Below are 15,512 nucleotides of genomic sequence, written 5' to 3'. Positions count from 1 at the left end.
TCGTCCCGCCGCGGCGGCCCGGCGGAGGACCTGGTCGTCGTCACGTGCAAATCCCGGGACCGCACATTCCGGCTGCGGTTGACCGGACTCGCCCTGCTCCTGCTGATCGTCGCCGTGACGCTCGTGTTCAACATGCCCATCAACGCGGACCGAGTCGACTGGGTAGGTCGCCGGGGGGCGCCGTGGGGGGCTACCGGCCGGGGCGGGCTCGATGCCTCACGCCTCCAGGCGGCTCAGCGCTTGCATGGCCTCGCGCTCGATGCGCGAAAGATCGCCGAGGATCGTGCCGGCCTGTACGAGAAGTCGCGGCTCGCCCGATTCACCGGCCTTCTCGATCAGTGCCGCCACTTCCGTCCACAGGGTGGCTGCCTCGGTGTACAGCGTGTGCCCGGTGCGCAGATGGCCGCTGTCCAGCACTTCGGTGCACTCGGCGAGGAAGTCGCGGTAGAGGTTCCGGAACAGGGCGCCGCCGGTGCCGGCCTTCTCCATCAGCAGGGCGGCCTGGGGCAGGTCGCGCTGCGGGGCGTCGGTGCGCTGGAACCATGTGCGCACCAGCTTGCCGGCCTTCTCGATGCCGCGGTGGCCGAGGTTGGCGATGGGCGGGTTGAGGAACGCCTGGGCGCAGCCGGTGATGGCGGGGATGATCTGCCCCTGCGGCGAGGGCGGGTTCCTCGGAGCGGTGAGGGTGAAGGAGCGGTGCTTGGCGGTCATCGGGCCGCGCGCGGCCCTGGCCAGGGCGAGGCTGGTCAGGCTCGTGGCCACCGCTCCGCCCTGCTGGTCGGTGTCCACCAGGTAGGCGGAGTGGTCGTCGTAGCCGTACATGGCGACGACGTGGCCGCCGAAGTGGACCTTCGACCCGAAGTAGTCCAAGTGGTAGCTGTCGAGTTGCAGCCCGACCGGTCGACCGGCGTCGATGACGGCTGTCACGTTCTCCCACGCCTTGCGCGGAGAGGCGGTTTCCCGGACCAGGAGTTCGTACCCGAGTCCGGTCGCCAGGTTTTTGGTGAGCTCGAACGGCTTGACCCGTCCCCCGAGGAAGGGGAAGCCCATGCTCTTGCTGTCCCAGTAGACGAAGGACAGGCCGGAGCCGAGGCCGAAGAGCATCGGCTCGGACAGATCGAGTCCTTGCCGGCGCAGCAACACCCCCAGAGTCGTCGTCTCGCAGTGCTGCGTGCCTCGGGCATCGATGTCCATCACCATGGTCACGCCGTGTTCTCCTCGCCAGGAATCGTCAGCCGGGTCATCGGTTCTTCATGCGGTGCCGGTTTCGCTCGACGTGTCCGCGGCTGGTGGCTGGGCCCCTCGCGGATGAACTCGGCGCGCGCACGGGGAGATCATGCCGCGCGCGGCCCAGCGAAGCGAGACGGCCCCGGCCGCCGCCCGCGAAGCCTTCGACGTCGCCCCTCACACCGGGATCCGCACCGCGGTTCGGCCGGCGGCCGGATCACCGGAGTGGCGGGTCACCGGGCTCACCGAAGGCGAGGCCGCGACCCTTTCGGGCCGCGTACCGCGCGGATGCACCGCGCCGCGCCGTCCACTCGGTGGACTCGCGTTCCGAACCCGCCCGCGGCCGGCTAAGCTGGCGGATGCAGTCGGTTCGCCCTGCCCGCCAGGCAGACGCGTCGTAAGAGGGAACCCGGTGTGAATCCGGGACTGCCCCGCAGCGGTGAGTGGGAACGACCGCCGTCAACAGCACTGGGCCCGTACCGGGCCCGGGAAGCGACGGCCAGTAGGAGTCCGCCTTTTCGGTGGGCGCGCCCACGAGTCCGAAGACCTGCCACTGCCCGTGCGCCGCCGAAGCGCACGGTGATCTCGGTGACCTCGTGGGCGGGTCGGCGGACAACCCGGTGGGACACGTGCGCGAGTGCGCCGAAGTGGCCCCCGCGGTTTGCCATCCCTTCGCGCCTTCGATCCGTCCCGGGATCCCGGAGACGACTCGCGAAGGAGAGTTCCGTGACCACCAAGTCCGCAGCCGCGGCAGCACGCGCCACCGTGTACGGCTACCCCCGACAGGGCCCGCGCCGAGAGCTGAAGAAGGCCATCGAGGGCTACTGGGCCGGTCGGGTCACCGCCGACGCGCTCGGCGACGCCTCGGCCGAACTGCGCCACGCCAACTGGCGTCGGCTCGCCGATGCCGGGATCCACGAGGTTCCCACCGGTGACTTCTCGCTCTACGACCACGTCCTGGACACCAGCGTGATGGTCGGCGCGATCCCGGCCCGACACCGTGCCGCCGTCGAAGCCGACGCCCTGGACGGCTACTTCGCGATGGCGCGCGGCACCCGGGATGTGGCGCCGCTGGAGCTGACCAAGTGGTTCGACACCAACTACCACTACCTGGTCCCCGAGCTGGGCCCCGACACCGCGTTCTCCGCGAACTCCGTCAAGCAGGTCGCCGAGTTCGCGGAGGCCACCGCGCTGGGGCTGACCGCGCGCCCGGTGCTCGTGGGCCCGCTTACCTTTCTCCTGTCCGCCAAGCCCGCGCCGGGCGTCGCGGCCGACTTCCGGCCGCTGACCCTGCTGGACCGCCTGTTGCCGGTGTATGCCGAGGTGCTCGCCGACCTGCGGGCCGCCGGCGCCGAGTGGGTGCAACTCGACGAGCCCGCCCTGGTCCAGGACCGCAGCTTCGCCGAACTCAACGCCACCGCACGTGCGTACCGCGACCTGGGCGGTCTCACCGACCGACCCAGGCTGCTGGTCGCCTCGTACTTCGATCGTCTCGGCGAGGCGTTGCCGATTCTGGCCAAGGCCCCGATCGAGGGCCTCGCCCTGGACTTCACCGGTGCGGCGGCCGCCAACCTGGACGCACTGGCAGCGGTCGGCGGGCTGCCCGGCAAGCGTCTGGTCGCCGGCGTCGTCGACGGCCGCAACGTGTGGATCAACGACCTCGGCAAGTCGCTGACCGTGCTCGGCACTCTGCTGGGCCTGGCCGACCGCGTCGACGTCGCGGCCTCCTGCTCGCTGCTGCACGTGCCCCTGGACGCCGACGTCGAGCACGACATCGACCCGCAGATCGCCCGCTGGCTCGCCTTCGCCCGACAAAAGACCGCGGAGGTCGTCACTCTGGCTCGCGGCCTCGGCCGGGGCACGGACACCATCGCGGCCCACCTCGCCGCCAACCGGGCCGACCTGGCCGCACGCAACGCCTCCGCCCTCACCCACGACCCCGCCGTGCGCGCCCGGGTCGCCGCGGTCACCGAGGCGGACGGCCGCCGCGACCGGCCCTACCCCGAACGAGCCGCCGCCCAACGCACCCGCCTGGGCCTGCCGTTGCTGCCCACGACCACGATCGGCTCCTTCCCGCAGACCGCCGAACTGCGCACCGCCCGCGCCGACCTGCGGGCGGGACGCATCGACGACGCGGCCTACGAGGAACGCATCGAAAACGAGATCCGCGAGGTCGTCTCCTTCCAGGAGAAGGCCGGGATCGATGTCCTGGTGCACGGCGAACCCGAACGCAACGACATGGTCCAGTACTTCGCCGAACAGCTCACCGGCTACGTGGCCACCCGACACGGCTGGGTCCAGTCGTACGGCACCCGCTACGTGCGCCCGCCGATCCTCGCCGGCGACGTCTCCCGCCCCGAGCCGATGACCGTGCGCTGGACCTCGTTCGCCCGGTCGCTGACCGACCGACCGGTCAAGGGCATGCTCACCGGCCCCGTCACCATGCTCGCGTGGTCCTTCGTCCGCGACGACCAGCCGCTCGGCGTCACCGCCCGGCAGGTCGCACTCGCGCTGCGGGACGAGGTCCGCGATGTGGAGGCTGCCGGGAGTTCGGTCATCCAGGTGGACGAGCCCGCGCTCCGCGAGACCCTGCCGCTGCGCGCGACGGACCACGCGCAGTATCTGGCCTGGGCCACCGAGGCTTTCCGCCTGACCACCTCGGGCGTACGCGCGGCCACCCAGATCCATACCCACATGTGCTACGCCGAGTTCGGCGACATCGTGCGGGCGATCGACGACCTCGACGCCGATGTGATCAGCCTGGAGGCCGCCCGCTCGCACATGCGGGTCGCCACCGAACTCGCCGCCCACGGCTACCCGCGCGAGGCCGGGCCCGGCGTGTACGACATCCACTCCCCGCGCATCCCCGGTACGGACGAGGTGGTGGGCCTGCTGCGCGAGGCGCTGGCCGCGATCCCCGCCGAGCGCCTGTGGGTCAACCCCGACTGCGGCCTCAAGACCCGCGACTGGCCCGAGGTCCGCGCCTCGCTGGAGAACCTGGTCGCGGCGGCCCGTGAGGTGCGCACGACCCTCCCCGGTCCGCTCTCCTGACCTGGGCCGTGTCCGGCGGACACGGCCCAGGGGTCGCCGGGGCGGGACCTTGCGGTCCCGGCCCGGCGGCCGCTCCGCGACCTGCTTCCTGCGGACCTCGCGTCTCACTCGGCTACGAGCAGACCCGCGGCCTTCGGGTTCGAAGGCGCGCGGTCACATCGCGATCCATTCGCTCGACGTGGTCACCTCGTCGAGGACGTCGGCAAGGGGCTCGACGCCCAGGCCGGGGCCGGTGGGGACGTCGAGGTGCCCGTCGGAGAGGACGAAGGGCTTCGTGAGGTCGGTGGCGAAGTATCGGCTGGAGCCGGAGGTGTCGCCCGGGAGGGTGAAGCCGGGCAGGGCGGCCAGCGCCACGTTGGCGGCGCGACCGATGCCGGTCTCCAGCATCCCGCCGCACCAGACGGGGATGCCGTGGGCGCGCGCGAGGTCGTGGATGCGGCGGGCTTCGAGATAGCCGCCGACGCGGCCGGGTTTGATGTTGACGACGGAGCAGGCGCCGAGGGATATGGCCGCCGCGGCGTCGGCGGCGGACTTGATGGATTCGTCCAGGCAGATCGGGGTGCGCAGCAGCTTGGCCAGTGCGGCGTGCTGGACCATGTCGTCGTTGGCCAAGGGCTGTTCGATCAGTTGCAGCCCGAAGTCGTCCAGTCCGGCGAGATGTTGGGCGTCCGACAGCGTGTAGGCGGCGTTGGCGTCGACCTGCAGGAGCAGATCGTCACCGAAGCGCTCGCGCACGGCACGTACCGGGCCGAGATCCCAGCCGGGCTCGATCTTCAGCTTGATCCGGACGTAGCCCTCGGCGATGTACCCCTCCACGGCGTCGAGGAGTTCGGGCACGGAGTCCATGATCCCGACCGAGACACCGCACGGGACCCGGTCCCGAACGGCACCCAGGTAGGAGCCGAAGGATTCACCGGCACTGCGGAGCCCGGCGTCCAACACCGCCGTCTCCAGCGCGGACTTCGCCATCCGGTGGCCGGTGAAAGGCTGTAGGACACGTGCCACCGCGTGCACGTCCAGACCGTCCCTCGGCAGGGCGGGAATGAGGAACCTGCGCAGGACGTGCCGGGCACTGTCGACATACTCGGAGGAATAGCGCGGCTCGGACATGGCCCCGCACTCGGCCCAGCCCTCGTGGTCGGCGGTGACGACGCGGACCAGCAGCACATCACGGCTGGTCTCCACGCCGAAGGAGGTACGGAACGGGGCGACGAGCGGCATCGCGATCCGACGCAGCTCGATGCCGGAAATCTTGGTCTTCACGACTGGTGACTCCTCTGCGGGCGGTCAGGCATGGGTTGTGGTGCGTTGGACCACGTAGCGGCGGCGTTCGTGGAAGCCGATGACACGGGCACCTTCGGCGAGCAGGCCGCCCAGGGTTTCTCGGACGGCCAGCCGCCAGGCGCGGGCGGCGCCGGGATCCGTGAGGCGCAGGGCCTCGATGTCGTCGGGGAGGTCGACGAGTACGGTCTCGGCGTCGGTCGCGGCGGCCTCCGGGCGGCCGTCGTGATTGCGGAGGCCGTGCACGGCGCCGGCGGGCAGTTCGACCACCACGGGCGGGAAGGTGGCGGTGAGGTCCCAGGCGACCAGGATCCGGTCGGACTCGTCGCCGCCGTTGATGGCGTCGTCCATCAGGCCGTAGAAGGACGCCAGGTACGCTTCCGGCCGAGCGCCCAGCTTGGTCAGATTGAAGTAGGCGTTGCGACGGATGAGCGGGTCGTAGGTCCAGGTGATGCGGCTGAGTCGATGGGCGAGCGCCCACTGCCGCTGGTGCATCTTGAGGGCGAGGCCCACGCCGCGCCCCACCACGGCGCCGGTGATGTGGGAGTGCAGGCTGATGCCCACGGGTTCGCCGAAGAAGGCGACCGACGCCCCCACCAGGCGGCCGTCCTCGTATGCTCCGGCCACGTAGTTGCCGGAGTGGGAGAGCGCCCGCATGACCTCGGCGGAGATGGGTGTCCTGCCGGATCGGGACCCCCAGATGTCGGCATAGAGGAGGCTGACGGCATCGAAGTCCTCCATCATGTGCAGTTCTCGGATTACGGACACTTCCTTACGGTTCGTCTTCAAGGCTTCTCCGGATGCCGAGGGCTCCGAGGCGAAGGTGGCGGGGCACCGGCGCACGTCGTCCTCGATGAGCGGGCGGGAGCACGTGGGCCGGAAGTGGACCCGCGTGCACAGAAATTCGGGGTATTCGTGCCGGCGTGCACTTCCTCGGCGAGGCGTCGGCGGCGCATGACGACGACGGCGTCGCACGCCTCTTCCACGACGCGAGGTTGTGCGACGTGAACAACATGGTCAGGAGCTCGGTGCGCGGGTGACGGCGATGCGCCGACGCCGGACGCCGGGGGCATCCGGAAGCGGCGTGCTCGCGTAAGCCGGGGTGAACAGGTCCCCGGACGGCACCACTCCGAGTGTGTGTGTCCCCGCCTTCGTGCGGCTTTGTTTCACGGTACGAGGATGTGCGCGCCCCTTTGGACGGCGGAACAAGCAGGCGGGCTTCGCGACGGCGGGAACCGCTGCGATCGCGATTCGGCGAGGACGGAGTACGTCGGGACGACGGTGGGCGCGTGCTGCCGCTTCCCATGATCCGGACACCTTCGAGGACCGGTCCGAGATCGGGCCCCGGTGCCGCGCATCCGCACCTCTATAGCCAGTCTCACAAAGCATCCGGGGAATCTCTGGACGGGTATCGCATGTACCCGGCCGTCCCGGAAGCGACGCTGTCGGCATGCACAATCCAGCAAACGTGCGGCCGGCAGCGCCGGTAACCGCACCCGATACGGCCCGGGCCGGCGCGACCGGAATCACCCCGCGCGCCACCGCCCCCGCCGGCATCCATCCCGCATTCCCCGGCCCGAGACCTGCGACTGGGACAGGGTGGTCTCCCTCGCCGTCGCGAGGCCTGACGGGGTCCTTAGCCGCCGTCGTCTGAATCACGGCTTCGGTGCCGGGCCATCTCACGAAGGTGGCGGTACGTGTCCGCCTCGGGCGGACCATCGCCCTGCCCGGGCCCTGCATCGTCGGCGGCAGGGAGGTGCGGCGCAGGTGTAGGCGCCGACCAGCCGACCGTCCGGTCTCGATAGCCGAACTCCCTTGCGCAGCAACGTCGTTCGGCGCGCGATGCATGTCCATGCGGGCGGCCGGAGCTCCGGCGCCCGCTTGATCGGAACGTCTCCGACTCCTCGGCCCGGCAGCGTGGCGCCGAGGTGTCGGAGAGTTCCACAGCAGGGGCGACCGCCCTTGTGGCCGACCAAGATGACGCCGCCACGGCGGCAAGTACCGTCCGGCCGGCGCCGGTTGAGAGGAGTCCCTGTCAGATGACGGCACCATTGCACGAGCCGATCGCGGAAACGGCCCCGAGCGCGGCCGAGCAAGCGGCGGCGGTCCGGGGCAACGCCGGGCCCGTACAGGGCCGTTCGTTGGGGCGGATCGCCTGGGAACGGCTCAAGCGGGACAGGCCGGCGCTGACGGGTGGCACCGTCATAGTCGCGCTCGTCGTGATCGCGCTGCTCGCGCCCGTGATCTCGAACCTCGTCGGACAGGATCCGGACGTCTACCACGAGGACACGATCGACCCGCTGTTCGGCACCCCCAAGGGATCGCTGGGCGGCATCAGCGGCGACCACCTGCTGGGCGTCGAGCCGGTCAACGGCCGGGACATCTTCGCCCGGATCCTCTACGGTTCGCGGATCTCGCTGCTCGTCGGTTTCCTGTCCGCCCTGGTGGCGGTCGTCCTGGGTACGATCCTCGGCATTTTGGCCGGCTTCTTCGGCGGCTGGGTGGACGCCGCGATCAGCCGCGTCATGGACGGCCTGCTCGCCTTTCCGCAACTGCTGTTCATCATCGCGCTGGTCTCGGTCATGCCGAGCGAGATGCTGGGCATGACCGGGTCGAGCGTCCGCGTCTTCGTGATGATCCTGGTCATCGGCTTCTTCGGCTGGCCCTACATCGGGCGCGTGGTTCGCGGCCAGACGCTGTCGCTGCGTGAACGTGAATACGTCGAGGCCGCCCGCTCGTTGGGCGCCGGACGCTTCTACATCCTGTACAAGGAACTGCTGCCCAACCTGGTCGCCCCGATCGTCGTGTACACGACGATGATGATTCCCACGAACATCCTGACCGAGGCCGCGCTCAGTTTCCTGGGCGTGGGCGTCAAGCCGCCCACGGCCTCGTGGGGACAGATGCTCTCGAACGCGATCGATTACTACGACTCGGATCCGCTCTACATGATCGTTCCGGGCGTGGCCATCTTCATCACCGTCCTTGCCTTCAACCTCTTCGGCGACGGCGTGCGCGACGCGCTCGATCCCAAGGGCTCCCGCTGAACTGCCGTACCCCGGGCGACCCGCGGCACTTCACACGGGGTCTGCCATCACATCCGGAGGATCCGAGATCATGACTTCCCAACGCACCTCAGGGCGGCACAGGCAGGCACTGGCCGCCGCGGCCGTGGTCGCAGGGCTGCTGGCCACGGCGGCGTGTGGCGGCGGCGACACGACGAGCGGGGCCGGCTACGACGCCGCCGGCACCAAGGTCGTGAACGCCGGCACCGCGAAGGGCGGCACGCTGAAATTCGCCGGCACCCAGGACGGCGATTCGTGGGACACCACGCGCAGCTACTACGGCTTCGCCTGGAACTTCATGCGGTACTACAGCCGCCAGTTGGTCACCTACAAGACCGAGCCGGGCAAGTCGGGGGCCGCGCTCCAGCCCGATCTCGCCGCCGACATGGGCAGGGTCTCGGACGGCGGCAAGACCTACACGTTCACCCTGCGCGACGGGATCACCTGGGAGGACGGCAAGCCGATCACCGCCAGGGACGTCAAGTACGGCATCGAGCGCCAGTGGGCGCAGGACGTGCTGTCCGGTGGTCCGGTCTATCTCAAGGACATCCTCGACCCCGACGGCGAGTACCCGGGCCCCTACCAGGACGAGTCCGCCGACAAACTGGGCCTGAAAGCGATCGAGACACCCGACGACAAGACGATCGTCTTCCGACTGCCGCAGGCCAACAGCGACTTCCCGCAGATGCTCGCCATGCCGGCGGCCTCCCCGGTACGGCAGGACAAGGACACCAAGTCCAAGTACGGCCTGCATCCGTTCTCCAGCGGGCCGTACAAATTCGCGTCCTACGAGCCCGGCAAGAGCCTGGAACTGATCCGCAACACGCAGTGGAAGGACGCCTCGGACCCGGTCCGCAAGGCCTACCCGGACACCGTCAGCGTCAAATTCTTCTCCAACGCCAACGACTTGGACCAGCGACTGATCGCCGGCGACTACGACCTGGACCTCAACCAGTCCGGCCTGTCGCCGCAGGGCCGCCAGACCGCGCTGAAGCAGCACAAGGGCAACCTGGACAACCCGCTCTCCGGCTACGTGCGTTACGCGGCCTTCCCGCAGAACGTGAAGCCGTTCGACAACGAGCACTGCCGCAAGGCGGTCATCCTCGGGGCCGACCACCTGTCCCTGCAGACCGCACGCGGCGGCCCCGTCGCCGGCGGCGACATCGGGACCAACATGCTGCCGCCGACGGTCCCGGGTACCGAGGGCCAGGCGTACGACCCGTACGCCATGGCCGGCGCCGACAAGAACGGAAACGTCGCCAAGGCCAAGGAGGAGCTGATCGCCTGCGGCAAACCGGACGGCTTCCGCACCACCATCGCCGTCCGCAACAACAAGCCGGTCGAGGTGGCCACCGCCCAGTCCCTGCAGGCGTCGTTGAAGAGGATCGGCATCGACGCGCAGATCGACCAGTACGACGGCTCGCAGACCTCCGGCATCGTCGGCAGTCCCACCAACGTGGAGAAGAAGGGCTACGGCATCGTCATCGACGGCTGGGCCGCGGACTTCCCGTCCGTCCAGGGCTTCGGTCGGCCGCTGTGGGACAGCAAGTACATCCTGGAGAGTGGCAACGTCAACTACGCCCTGATCAAGGACAAGGCGATCGACGAACTCTTCGACGCCTACGCCCAGGAGCCCGACGAGGGCACCAAGGCCCGGATCGCCACGCAGATCGACCACAGGGTCATGGAGGGCGCGTACTACCTGCCCTTCACCTACGAGAAGTACCTGAACTGGCGCTCCGGCCGACTCACGAACGTCTACATGACCGACGCGTACAACGGTTACGACTTCATCAGCCTCGGTCTCGAGTCCTCGAAGTGAACTCCGGCGCACCCGCCGAACGGCACGAAAGGCAGGTGAAGGCCGGCGCGGCGTGATCGCGGGCCACCGGAATCCCCGGCGGCGCGTGATCCGCGGCAGGCCGTAGGCTGTGCTCGCTTACCTTATCAGGCGGCTGTTCGCCGCCGCAGTGATGCTGGTGGTCATCATCCTGGTGGTCTTCGGCATCTTCTTCCTCGTCCCCCAGTGGGCGGGCGTCGACATCGCCGCGAGCTTCGTGGGCAAGCAGGCCGACCCCGCCGCCGTCGAGGCCGTGCGGGAAAAGCTCGGCCTGAGCGACCCCATCCACCTCCAGGCATGGGAGTTCTTCAAGGGCATCTTCGCCGGCCGCACCTACTCCACCGGCGGCGACGTCGTCCACTGCTCCGCACCGTGCTTCGGCTACTCGTTCAAGAGCGAACAGGCCGTCTGGCCGGTGCTGACCGACCGCTTCCCGGTGACCCTGGGGCTCGCGCTCGGCGCCGCCGTGTTGTGGCTGGTCTTCGGTGTCGCGGCGGGTGTGCTCTCCGCGCTCAAGCGCGGCAGCCTCTGGGACCGCAGTGCGATGGTCGTCGCCCTCGCGGGGGTGTCCCTTCCCATCTACTTCACCGGCATGCTCTCCCTGGCGACCTTCGCGTTCGGGCTGAAGTGGTTCGACGCGCAGTACGTGCCGCTCGGCCGGAGCCCGAGCGGCTGGTTCGGCGGCATGATCCTGCCGTGGATCACCCTCGCCTTCCTCTATGCGGCGATGTACGCGCGCATCACCCGCGCCACGATGATGGAGGTCCTGGGTGAGGACTACATCCGCACCGCGCGCGCCAAGGGCCTGCGGGAGCGGACCGTCATCGGAAAGCACGCCATGCGCTCCACGATGACGCCGATCCTCACGATGCTGGGCATGGACCTCGGCGCCCTCATCGGCGGCGCGATCCTCACCGAGTCGACGTTCAACCTGCCCGGCCTCGGCCAGGCCGTGCTGAACGCCATCAGGAACCAGGACCTGCCGGTCATTCTCGGCGTCGTCCTGATCACCTCCCTCTCGGTGCTGCTGGCCAACCTCGTGGTGGACGTCCTGTACGCCGTGATCGACCCCCGAGTGAGGCTCGCATGACCGAACCCGGCACGAGCGCGACCGCGGTGGGCGGGCCCGCCGCCGCTTCCCCCGCTCCGCGTGCCTTCCTCGAAGTACGCGACCTGAAGGTGCACTTCCCGACCGACGACGGCCTGGTCAAGTCCGTCGACGGGCTCGGCTTCCAACTGGAGAGGGGCAGGACCCTCGGCATCGTCGGCGAGTCGGGCTCCGGCAAGTCGGTGACCTCGCTCGGCATCATGGGCCTGCACACCGCCGGCCGATACGGCAGGCGCAAGGCGCGGATCTCCGGCGAGATCTGGCTGGACGGCACCGAGCTGTTGTCGGCCGGACCCGACCACGTGCGCAGGCTGCGGGGCCGCGAGATGGCGATGATCTTCCAGGATCCGCTGTCCGCGCTGCACCCGTACTACACGATCGGCCAACAGATCGTCGAGGCGTACCGGATCCACCACGACGTCGACAAGAAGGCCGCCCGCAGGCGGGCAGTCGAGATGCTCGACCGGGTGGGCATCCCGCAGCCGGACAAGCGGGTGGACAACTACCCGCACGAGTTCTCCGGCGGCATGCGCCAGCGCGCGATGATCGCGATGTCCCTGGTGAACAATCCCGAACTGCTCATCGCGGACGAGCCCACCACCGCCCTCGACGTCACCGTCCAGGCGCAGATCCTCGACCTCATCCGGGACCTGCAGAAGGAGTTCGGCTCGGCGGTCATCGTCATCACGCACGACCTGGGCGTCGTCGCCGAACTCGCCGACGAGATCCTGGTGATGTACGGCGGCCGCTGCGTCGAACGAGGCCCGGCGGAGCAGGTGTTCCACGAGCCCCGGCACCCCTACACCTGGGGCCTGCTCGGTTCGATGCCACGCCTGGACCGCGAGCAGCAGGACCGGCTCATTCCGGTCGAGGGCTCCCCGCCCTCGCTGATCGACCTCCCGTCCGGCTGCGCCTTCAACCCGCGTTGCCCGTACGCGGACGTGCCCGAGGGCGACGTCACCCGCACGGTCCGCCCCGAGCCGACCGAGGTCGGCAGTGGGCACTGGGCCGCCTGCCACATGACGCGGGAGCAGCGGGAGCGGATCTGGATCGAAGAGATTGCGCCGAAGTTGTGAGTGATGACGCGAAGGACGACGCAGTGAGCATCCCTGCACATGGCGACGGTGGCCGGGCCGGTGATTTCGGCTCGTCCGAGACCCGCGGTAGGACCACCCTCACCGCGGACGCCGCGCCCGGCGAGGTCCTGCTGAGGGTGAGCGGGCTACAGAAGCACTTCCCGATTCGAAAGGGCCTCTTCCAGCGCCGGGTCGGCGCGGTGCGCGCCGTCGACGGCATCGACTTCGAGGTGCGCTCGGGCGAGACCCTCGGTGTCGTGGGCGAATCGGGCTGCGGCAAGTCGACGATGGGCCGGCTGATCGCCCGACTGCTCGAACCGACCGCGGGGACCATCGAGTTCGAGGGCAGGGACATCACGCACCTCGGCGTGGGCGGCATGCGCCCGATCCGCCGCGACGTGCAGATGATCTTCCAGGACCCGTACTCGTCGCTGAACCCGCGCCACACCACCGGCACCATCGTCGGCGCCCCCTTCAAGCTCCAGGGGGTCGAACCCGAGGGCGGCATCAAGAAGGAGGTGCAGCGACTGCTGTCGGTGGTCGGCCTCAATCCCGAGCACTACAACCGCTATCCGAACGAGTTCTCCGGCGGCCAGCGGCAGCGCATCGGCATCGCCCGCGCGCTCGCCCTCAGGCCCAAGCTGGTGGTGGCGGACGAGCCGGTGTCCGCGCTGGACGTGTCCATCCAGGCCCAGGTCGTCAACCTCATGGACGACCTGCAGCGGGAACTGGGCCTGACCTACCTGATCATCGCGCACGACCTGTCCGTCGTCCGGCACGTCTCGGACCGGATCGCGGTGATGTACCTCGGCAGGATCGTCGAACTCGCCGACCGGGACCTGCTCTACAAGGCGCCGATGCACCCGTACACCAGGGCGCTCATGTCGGCCGTCCCGATCCCGGACCCGCGGCGCAGGAACACCGGGCGCGAGCGCCTCCTGCTCGACGGCGACGTGCCCTCGCCGATCGCCCCGCCCAGCGGCTGCCGCTTTCACACCCGGTGCTGGAAGGCGACGCGGATCTGTACGACGACCGAGCCGCCTTTGCGGGAACTGCGGCCCGGTCAGCGAGTGGCCTGTCACCACCCGGAGAACTTCGCCGACCAGGCCCCGCAGGACACCGTCCTGCCGTCGGTCGCGAAGCAGAGCGCGGAGCCGGGCGCACCCGGGTAGCCGCCGTGACGCACGTACGGCCGGCCGGTACCGATGACACGGGTACCGGCCGGCCGCCGGTCCGGGCGTACTCGCGACGCTCCGGTACCGCCTTGCCGGGCCGAGAGGGGAGTTCGGCCGGTTGCCGTCAGCGCAGATCGCGCATGAGTTTGCTCATGATGGAGTCCACCTTGTCCGAGTCGAACGATTCCGAGCCGATCAGCAGGGTGACCGCTCGTCGGCCGTCGTCGGTGACGGCGTTCCTGAACTTGTGGCCGCTGGACATACTGCCGCTGTGCCCCCAGAGGACAAGCCCCGGGAAGGGCTCGTGCCGCTCGACTCCCAGGCCGTAGCGCTCATTCGCGACGTCTTCCGAAACGGTCTTCTTCATTTCGGCGAGTTGCGCCGGAGCCAGCAATTTTCCGGTCAACAGGGCGGTCCAGAAGGCGGTGGTGTCCGCGCCGTCGGAGATCAGCGCGCCCGACGCGTCGGCCTCGGAGGTATTCCATTCCGTCCTGTCCACCAGCGTGCCCTGCCGCTCCGCGTAGCCGCGCAGGTCCGGCTTGGGAATCGTGGTGCGATCGCCGGCCCATCGGGTCTCGCACAGTCCGAGGCGGTTGATGATCCGCTCCTCGATCTCGGTGCCGATGCTGCGTCCCGTGACCTTCGTGACGATCAGGCCGGCCAGGTTGTAGTTGGTGTTGGAGTAGGCGAAGCCGGACGCCGTCCGGTCCGGTTTGGGCAGAGTGAGCGCCTGCCGGACCGTCTGCAGGGGCTCGATGTGATCCCAGCGGTGCGCGTCCTCGTCCTCCCAGAACGGGGCGTCCAGGTAATCGGGCAGGCCGCTGGTGTGCTGCAGCAGCTGCCGGATGGTGATGCCGCGCCCGTCGTACAGCTTGGTGCGGACGAGACCGGGCAGGTAGTCGTCCACGGTGTCGTCGAGATCGATCCTGCCCTCACCGACGAGCTGGAGCACGACCGTGGCCGTCCAGGTCTTGGTGTCGCTGCCGACGCGGCTGTGCTCGTTGCCGACAGCCTTACGGCCCGTTCTGAGATCGGCGAGACCGACACCGCTGTTTCGGACACCGCAGTTCGGGCTCTGCACCGTCACGCTGATCCCCGAGACGCCGATACCTTGCAGTGACTTCAGGGCTGTCCGGATGGGCGCGGTGTCACACTGCGCTGTCGTGGTCGCCTCCGCGGGCAACGTGATCAGAGAGGCTGCGCACGCCAAGGCCAGGACAGCGCTCGTTCGGTATCGCATGGTGTCCCCTTCTCTTTTTCCGCAGTACTGATGCGTGTGGCGTCATCGACACGGGCTCGATGTCCCGACTCGGCTCGATCTCCAACACCCGCACGAGGGACGGCGAGGGTGGCCGTGGTTGCTTGCGCTCCACGGGGCCGTGGAAGGTACGGTCACTGGGCATGCCCGCCGCACGCGTGCTGGATTGAGCATGCGGACAGCGTGGCGTCTGGACTGGCCGGATACATGCGGTACCCGTCCAGAGATTCCCCGAATGCTTTGTGTGTCTGGCTAAAGAGGTGAGGATGCTCGATACCGGGGTTCCCGATCTCGGACAAGTCCTGGAAGTGTTGGGCACGTCGCTGCTGCGGCCGCTGACCGTACCACCGGGAAAACCCGGTTCCGGTCTCGGGCGTACTCATCTTCGAGCGACGGGCCCCACTTCCGCTTCCCCCCATCCGAGACGCGAT

At 69.2% G+C, this 15,512-nt stretch carries 10 protein-coding genes and 1 riboswitch; of the genes, 6 read left to right on the top strand and 4 right to left on the bottom strand.

Annotation, left to right across the window (positions count from 1 at the left end; genetic code table 11):
- Window positions 1-216 precede the first annotated feature (216 nt).
- Window positions 217-1,200, bottom strand: coding sequence for a BtrH N-terminal domain-containing protein (locus ACIBM5_RS44030; protein ID WP_396012353.1), 984 nt, complete (start codon window positions 1,198-1,200; stop codon window positions 217-219).
- A 412-nt stretch (window positions 1,201-1,612) separates the two neighbouring features.
- Window positions 1,613-1,779, top strand: a riboswitch (cobalamin riboswitch).
- Window positions 1,780-1,953: 174 nt separating this feature from the next.
- Here ACIBM5_RS44030 and metE point away from each other — a divergent pair.
- Window positions 1,954-4,278: a 5-methyltetrahydropteroyltriglutamate--homocysteine S-methyltransferase gene (gene metE / locus ACIBM5_RS44025; protein WP_396012322.1), complete on the top strand. Its 2,325-nt coding sequence runs from the start codon at window positions 1,954-1,956 to the stop codon at window positions 4,276-4,278.
- A gap of 153 nt (window positions 4,279-4,431) precedes the next feature.
- On the opposite strand, the gene menC is transcribed toward metE, so the two are convergent.
- Window positions 4,432-5,541 (bottom strand): o-succinylbenzoate synthase, encoded by a 1,110-nt coding sequence (menC, locus tag ACIBM5_RS44020; protein ID WP_396012321.1) that lies wholly within the window; start codon window positions 5,539-5,541, stop codon window positions 4,432-4,434.
- 24 nt (window positions 5,542-5,565) lie between these two features.
- On the bottom strand, window positions 5,566-6,327 hold the full coding sequence (locus ACIBM5_RS44015) for a GNAT family N-acetyltransferase (protein WP_396012320.1): 762 nt from the start codon (window positions 6,325-6,327) through the stop codon (window positions 5,566-5,568).
- A 1,271-nt stretch (window positions 6,328-7,598) separates the two neighbouring features.
- On the opposite strand from ACIBM5_RS44015, the gene ACIBM5_RS44010 reads away from it, so the two are divergent.
- From ACIBM5_RS44010 to ACIBM5_RS43990, 5 genes are all read left to right on the top strand, one after another.
- Window positions 7,599-8,606, top strand: a complete 1,008-nt coding sequence (locus ACIBM5_RS44010; RefSeq protein ID WP_396012319.1) for an ABC transporter permease — start codon at window positions 7,599-7,601, stop codon at window positions 8,604-8,606.
- A 70-nt stretch (window positions 8,607-8,676) separates the two neighbouring features.
- On the top strand, window positions 8,677-10,446 hold the full coding sequence (locus tag ACIBM5_RS44005; protein WP_396012318.1) for an ABC transporter substrate-binding protein: 1,770 nt from the start codon (window positions 8,677-8,679) through the stop codon (window positions 10,444-10,446).
- Window positions 10,447-10,555: 109 nt separating this feature from the next.
- Window positions 10,556-11,554, top strand: coding sequence for an ABC transporter permease (locus ACIBM5_RS44000; RefSeq protein ID WP_391590058.1), 999 nt, complete (start codon window positions 10,556-10,558; stop codon window positions 11,552-11,554).
- Entirely contained in the window at window positions 11,551-12,648 is a 1,098-nt protein-coding gene (locus ACIBM5_RS43995) for an ABC transporter ATP-binding protein (protein ID WP_396012316.1), read from the top strand. The genes ACIBM5_RS44000 and ACIBM5_RS43995 overlap by 4 nt, the downstream gene beginning before the upstream one ends.
- Window positions 12,645-13,820 carry an ABC transporter ATP-binding protein gene (locus tag ACIBM5_RS43990; protein WP_396012315.1) on the top strand — a complete coding sequence of 392 codons (1,176 nt, stop codon included), beginning with the start codon at window positions 12,645-12,647 and terminating at the stop codon, window positions 13,818-13,820. The genes ACIBM5_RS43995 and ACIBM5_RS43990 overlap by 4 nt, the downstream gene beginning before the upstream one ends.
- Window positions 13,821-13,947: 127 nt before the next feature.
- Here ACIBM5_RS43990 and ACIBM5_RS43985 read toward each other — a convergent pair whose 3' ends face one another.
- The gene (locus ACIBM5_RS43985) at window positions 13,948-15,063 is read right to left on the bottom strand and encodes a serine hydrolase domain-containing protein (RefSeq protein WP_396012314.1); all 1,116 of its coding nucleotides are present in this window, start codon (window positions 15,061-15,063) and stop codon (window positions 13,948-13,950) included.
- Between the last annotated feature and the right edge of the window lie 449 nt (window positions 15,064-15,512).

This window comes from Embleya sp. NPDC050493 (assembly GCF_044458105.1).
In the GTDB taxonomy this organism is placed as follows: Bacteria; Actinomycetota; Actinomycetes; order Streptomycetales; family Streptomycetaceae; genus Embleya.
The sequence above is the reverse complement of the archived record's forward strand: the minus strand, read 5'-3'. Positions and strand labels throughout refer to the sequence as shown.

Excerpts from the sequence above, each read along its gene's own strand:
- ACIBM5_RS44030 (WP_396012353.1), bottom strand. The coding sequence starts at position 1,200 with ATGGTGATGGACATCGATGCCCGAGGCACGCAGCACTGCGAGACGACG.
- ACIBM5_RS43985 (WP_396012314.1), bottom strand. The coding sequence starts at position 15,063 with ATGCGATACCGAACGAGCGCTGTCCTGGCCTTGGCGTGCGCAGCCTCT.
- ACIBM5_RS44010 (WP_396012319.1), top strand. The coding sequence starts at position 7,599 with ATGACGGCACCATTGCACGAGCCGATCGCGGAAACGGCCCCGAGCGCG.
- ACIBM5_RS43995 (WP_396012316.1), top strand. The coding sequence starts at position 11,551 with ATGACCGAACCCGGCACGAGCGCGACCGCGGTGGGCGGGCCCGCCGCC.
- ACIBM5_RS44005 (WP_396012318.1), top strand. The coding sequence starts at position 8,677 with ATGACTTCCCAACGCACCTCAGGGCGGCACAGGCAGGCACTGGCCGCC.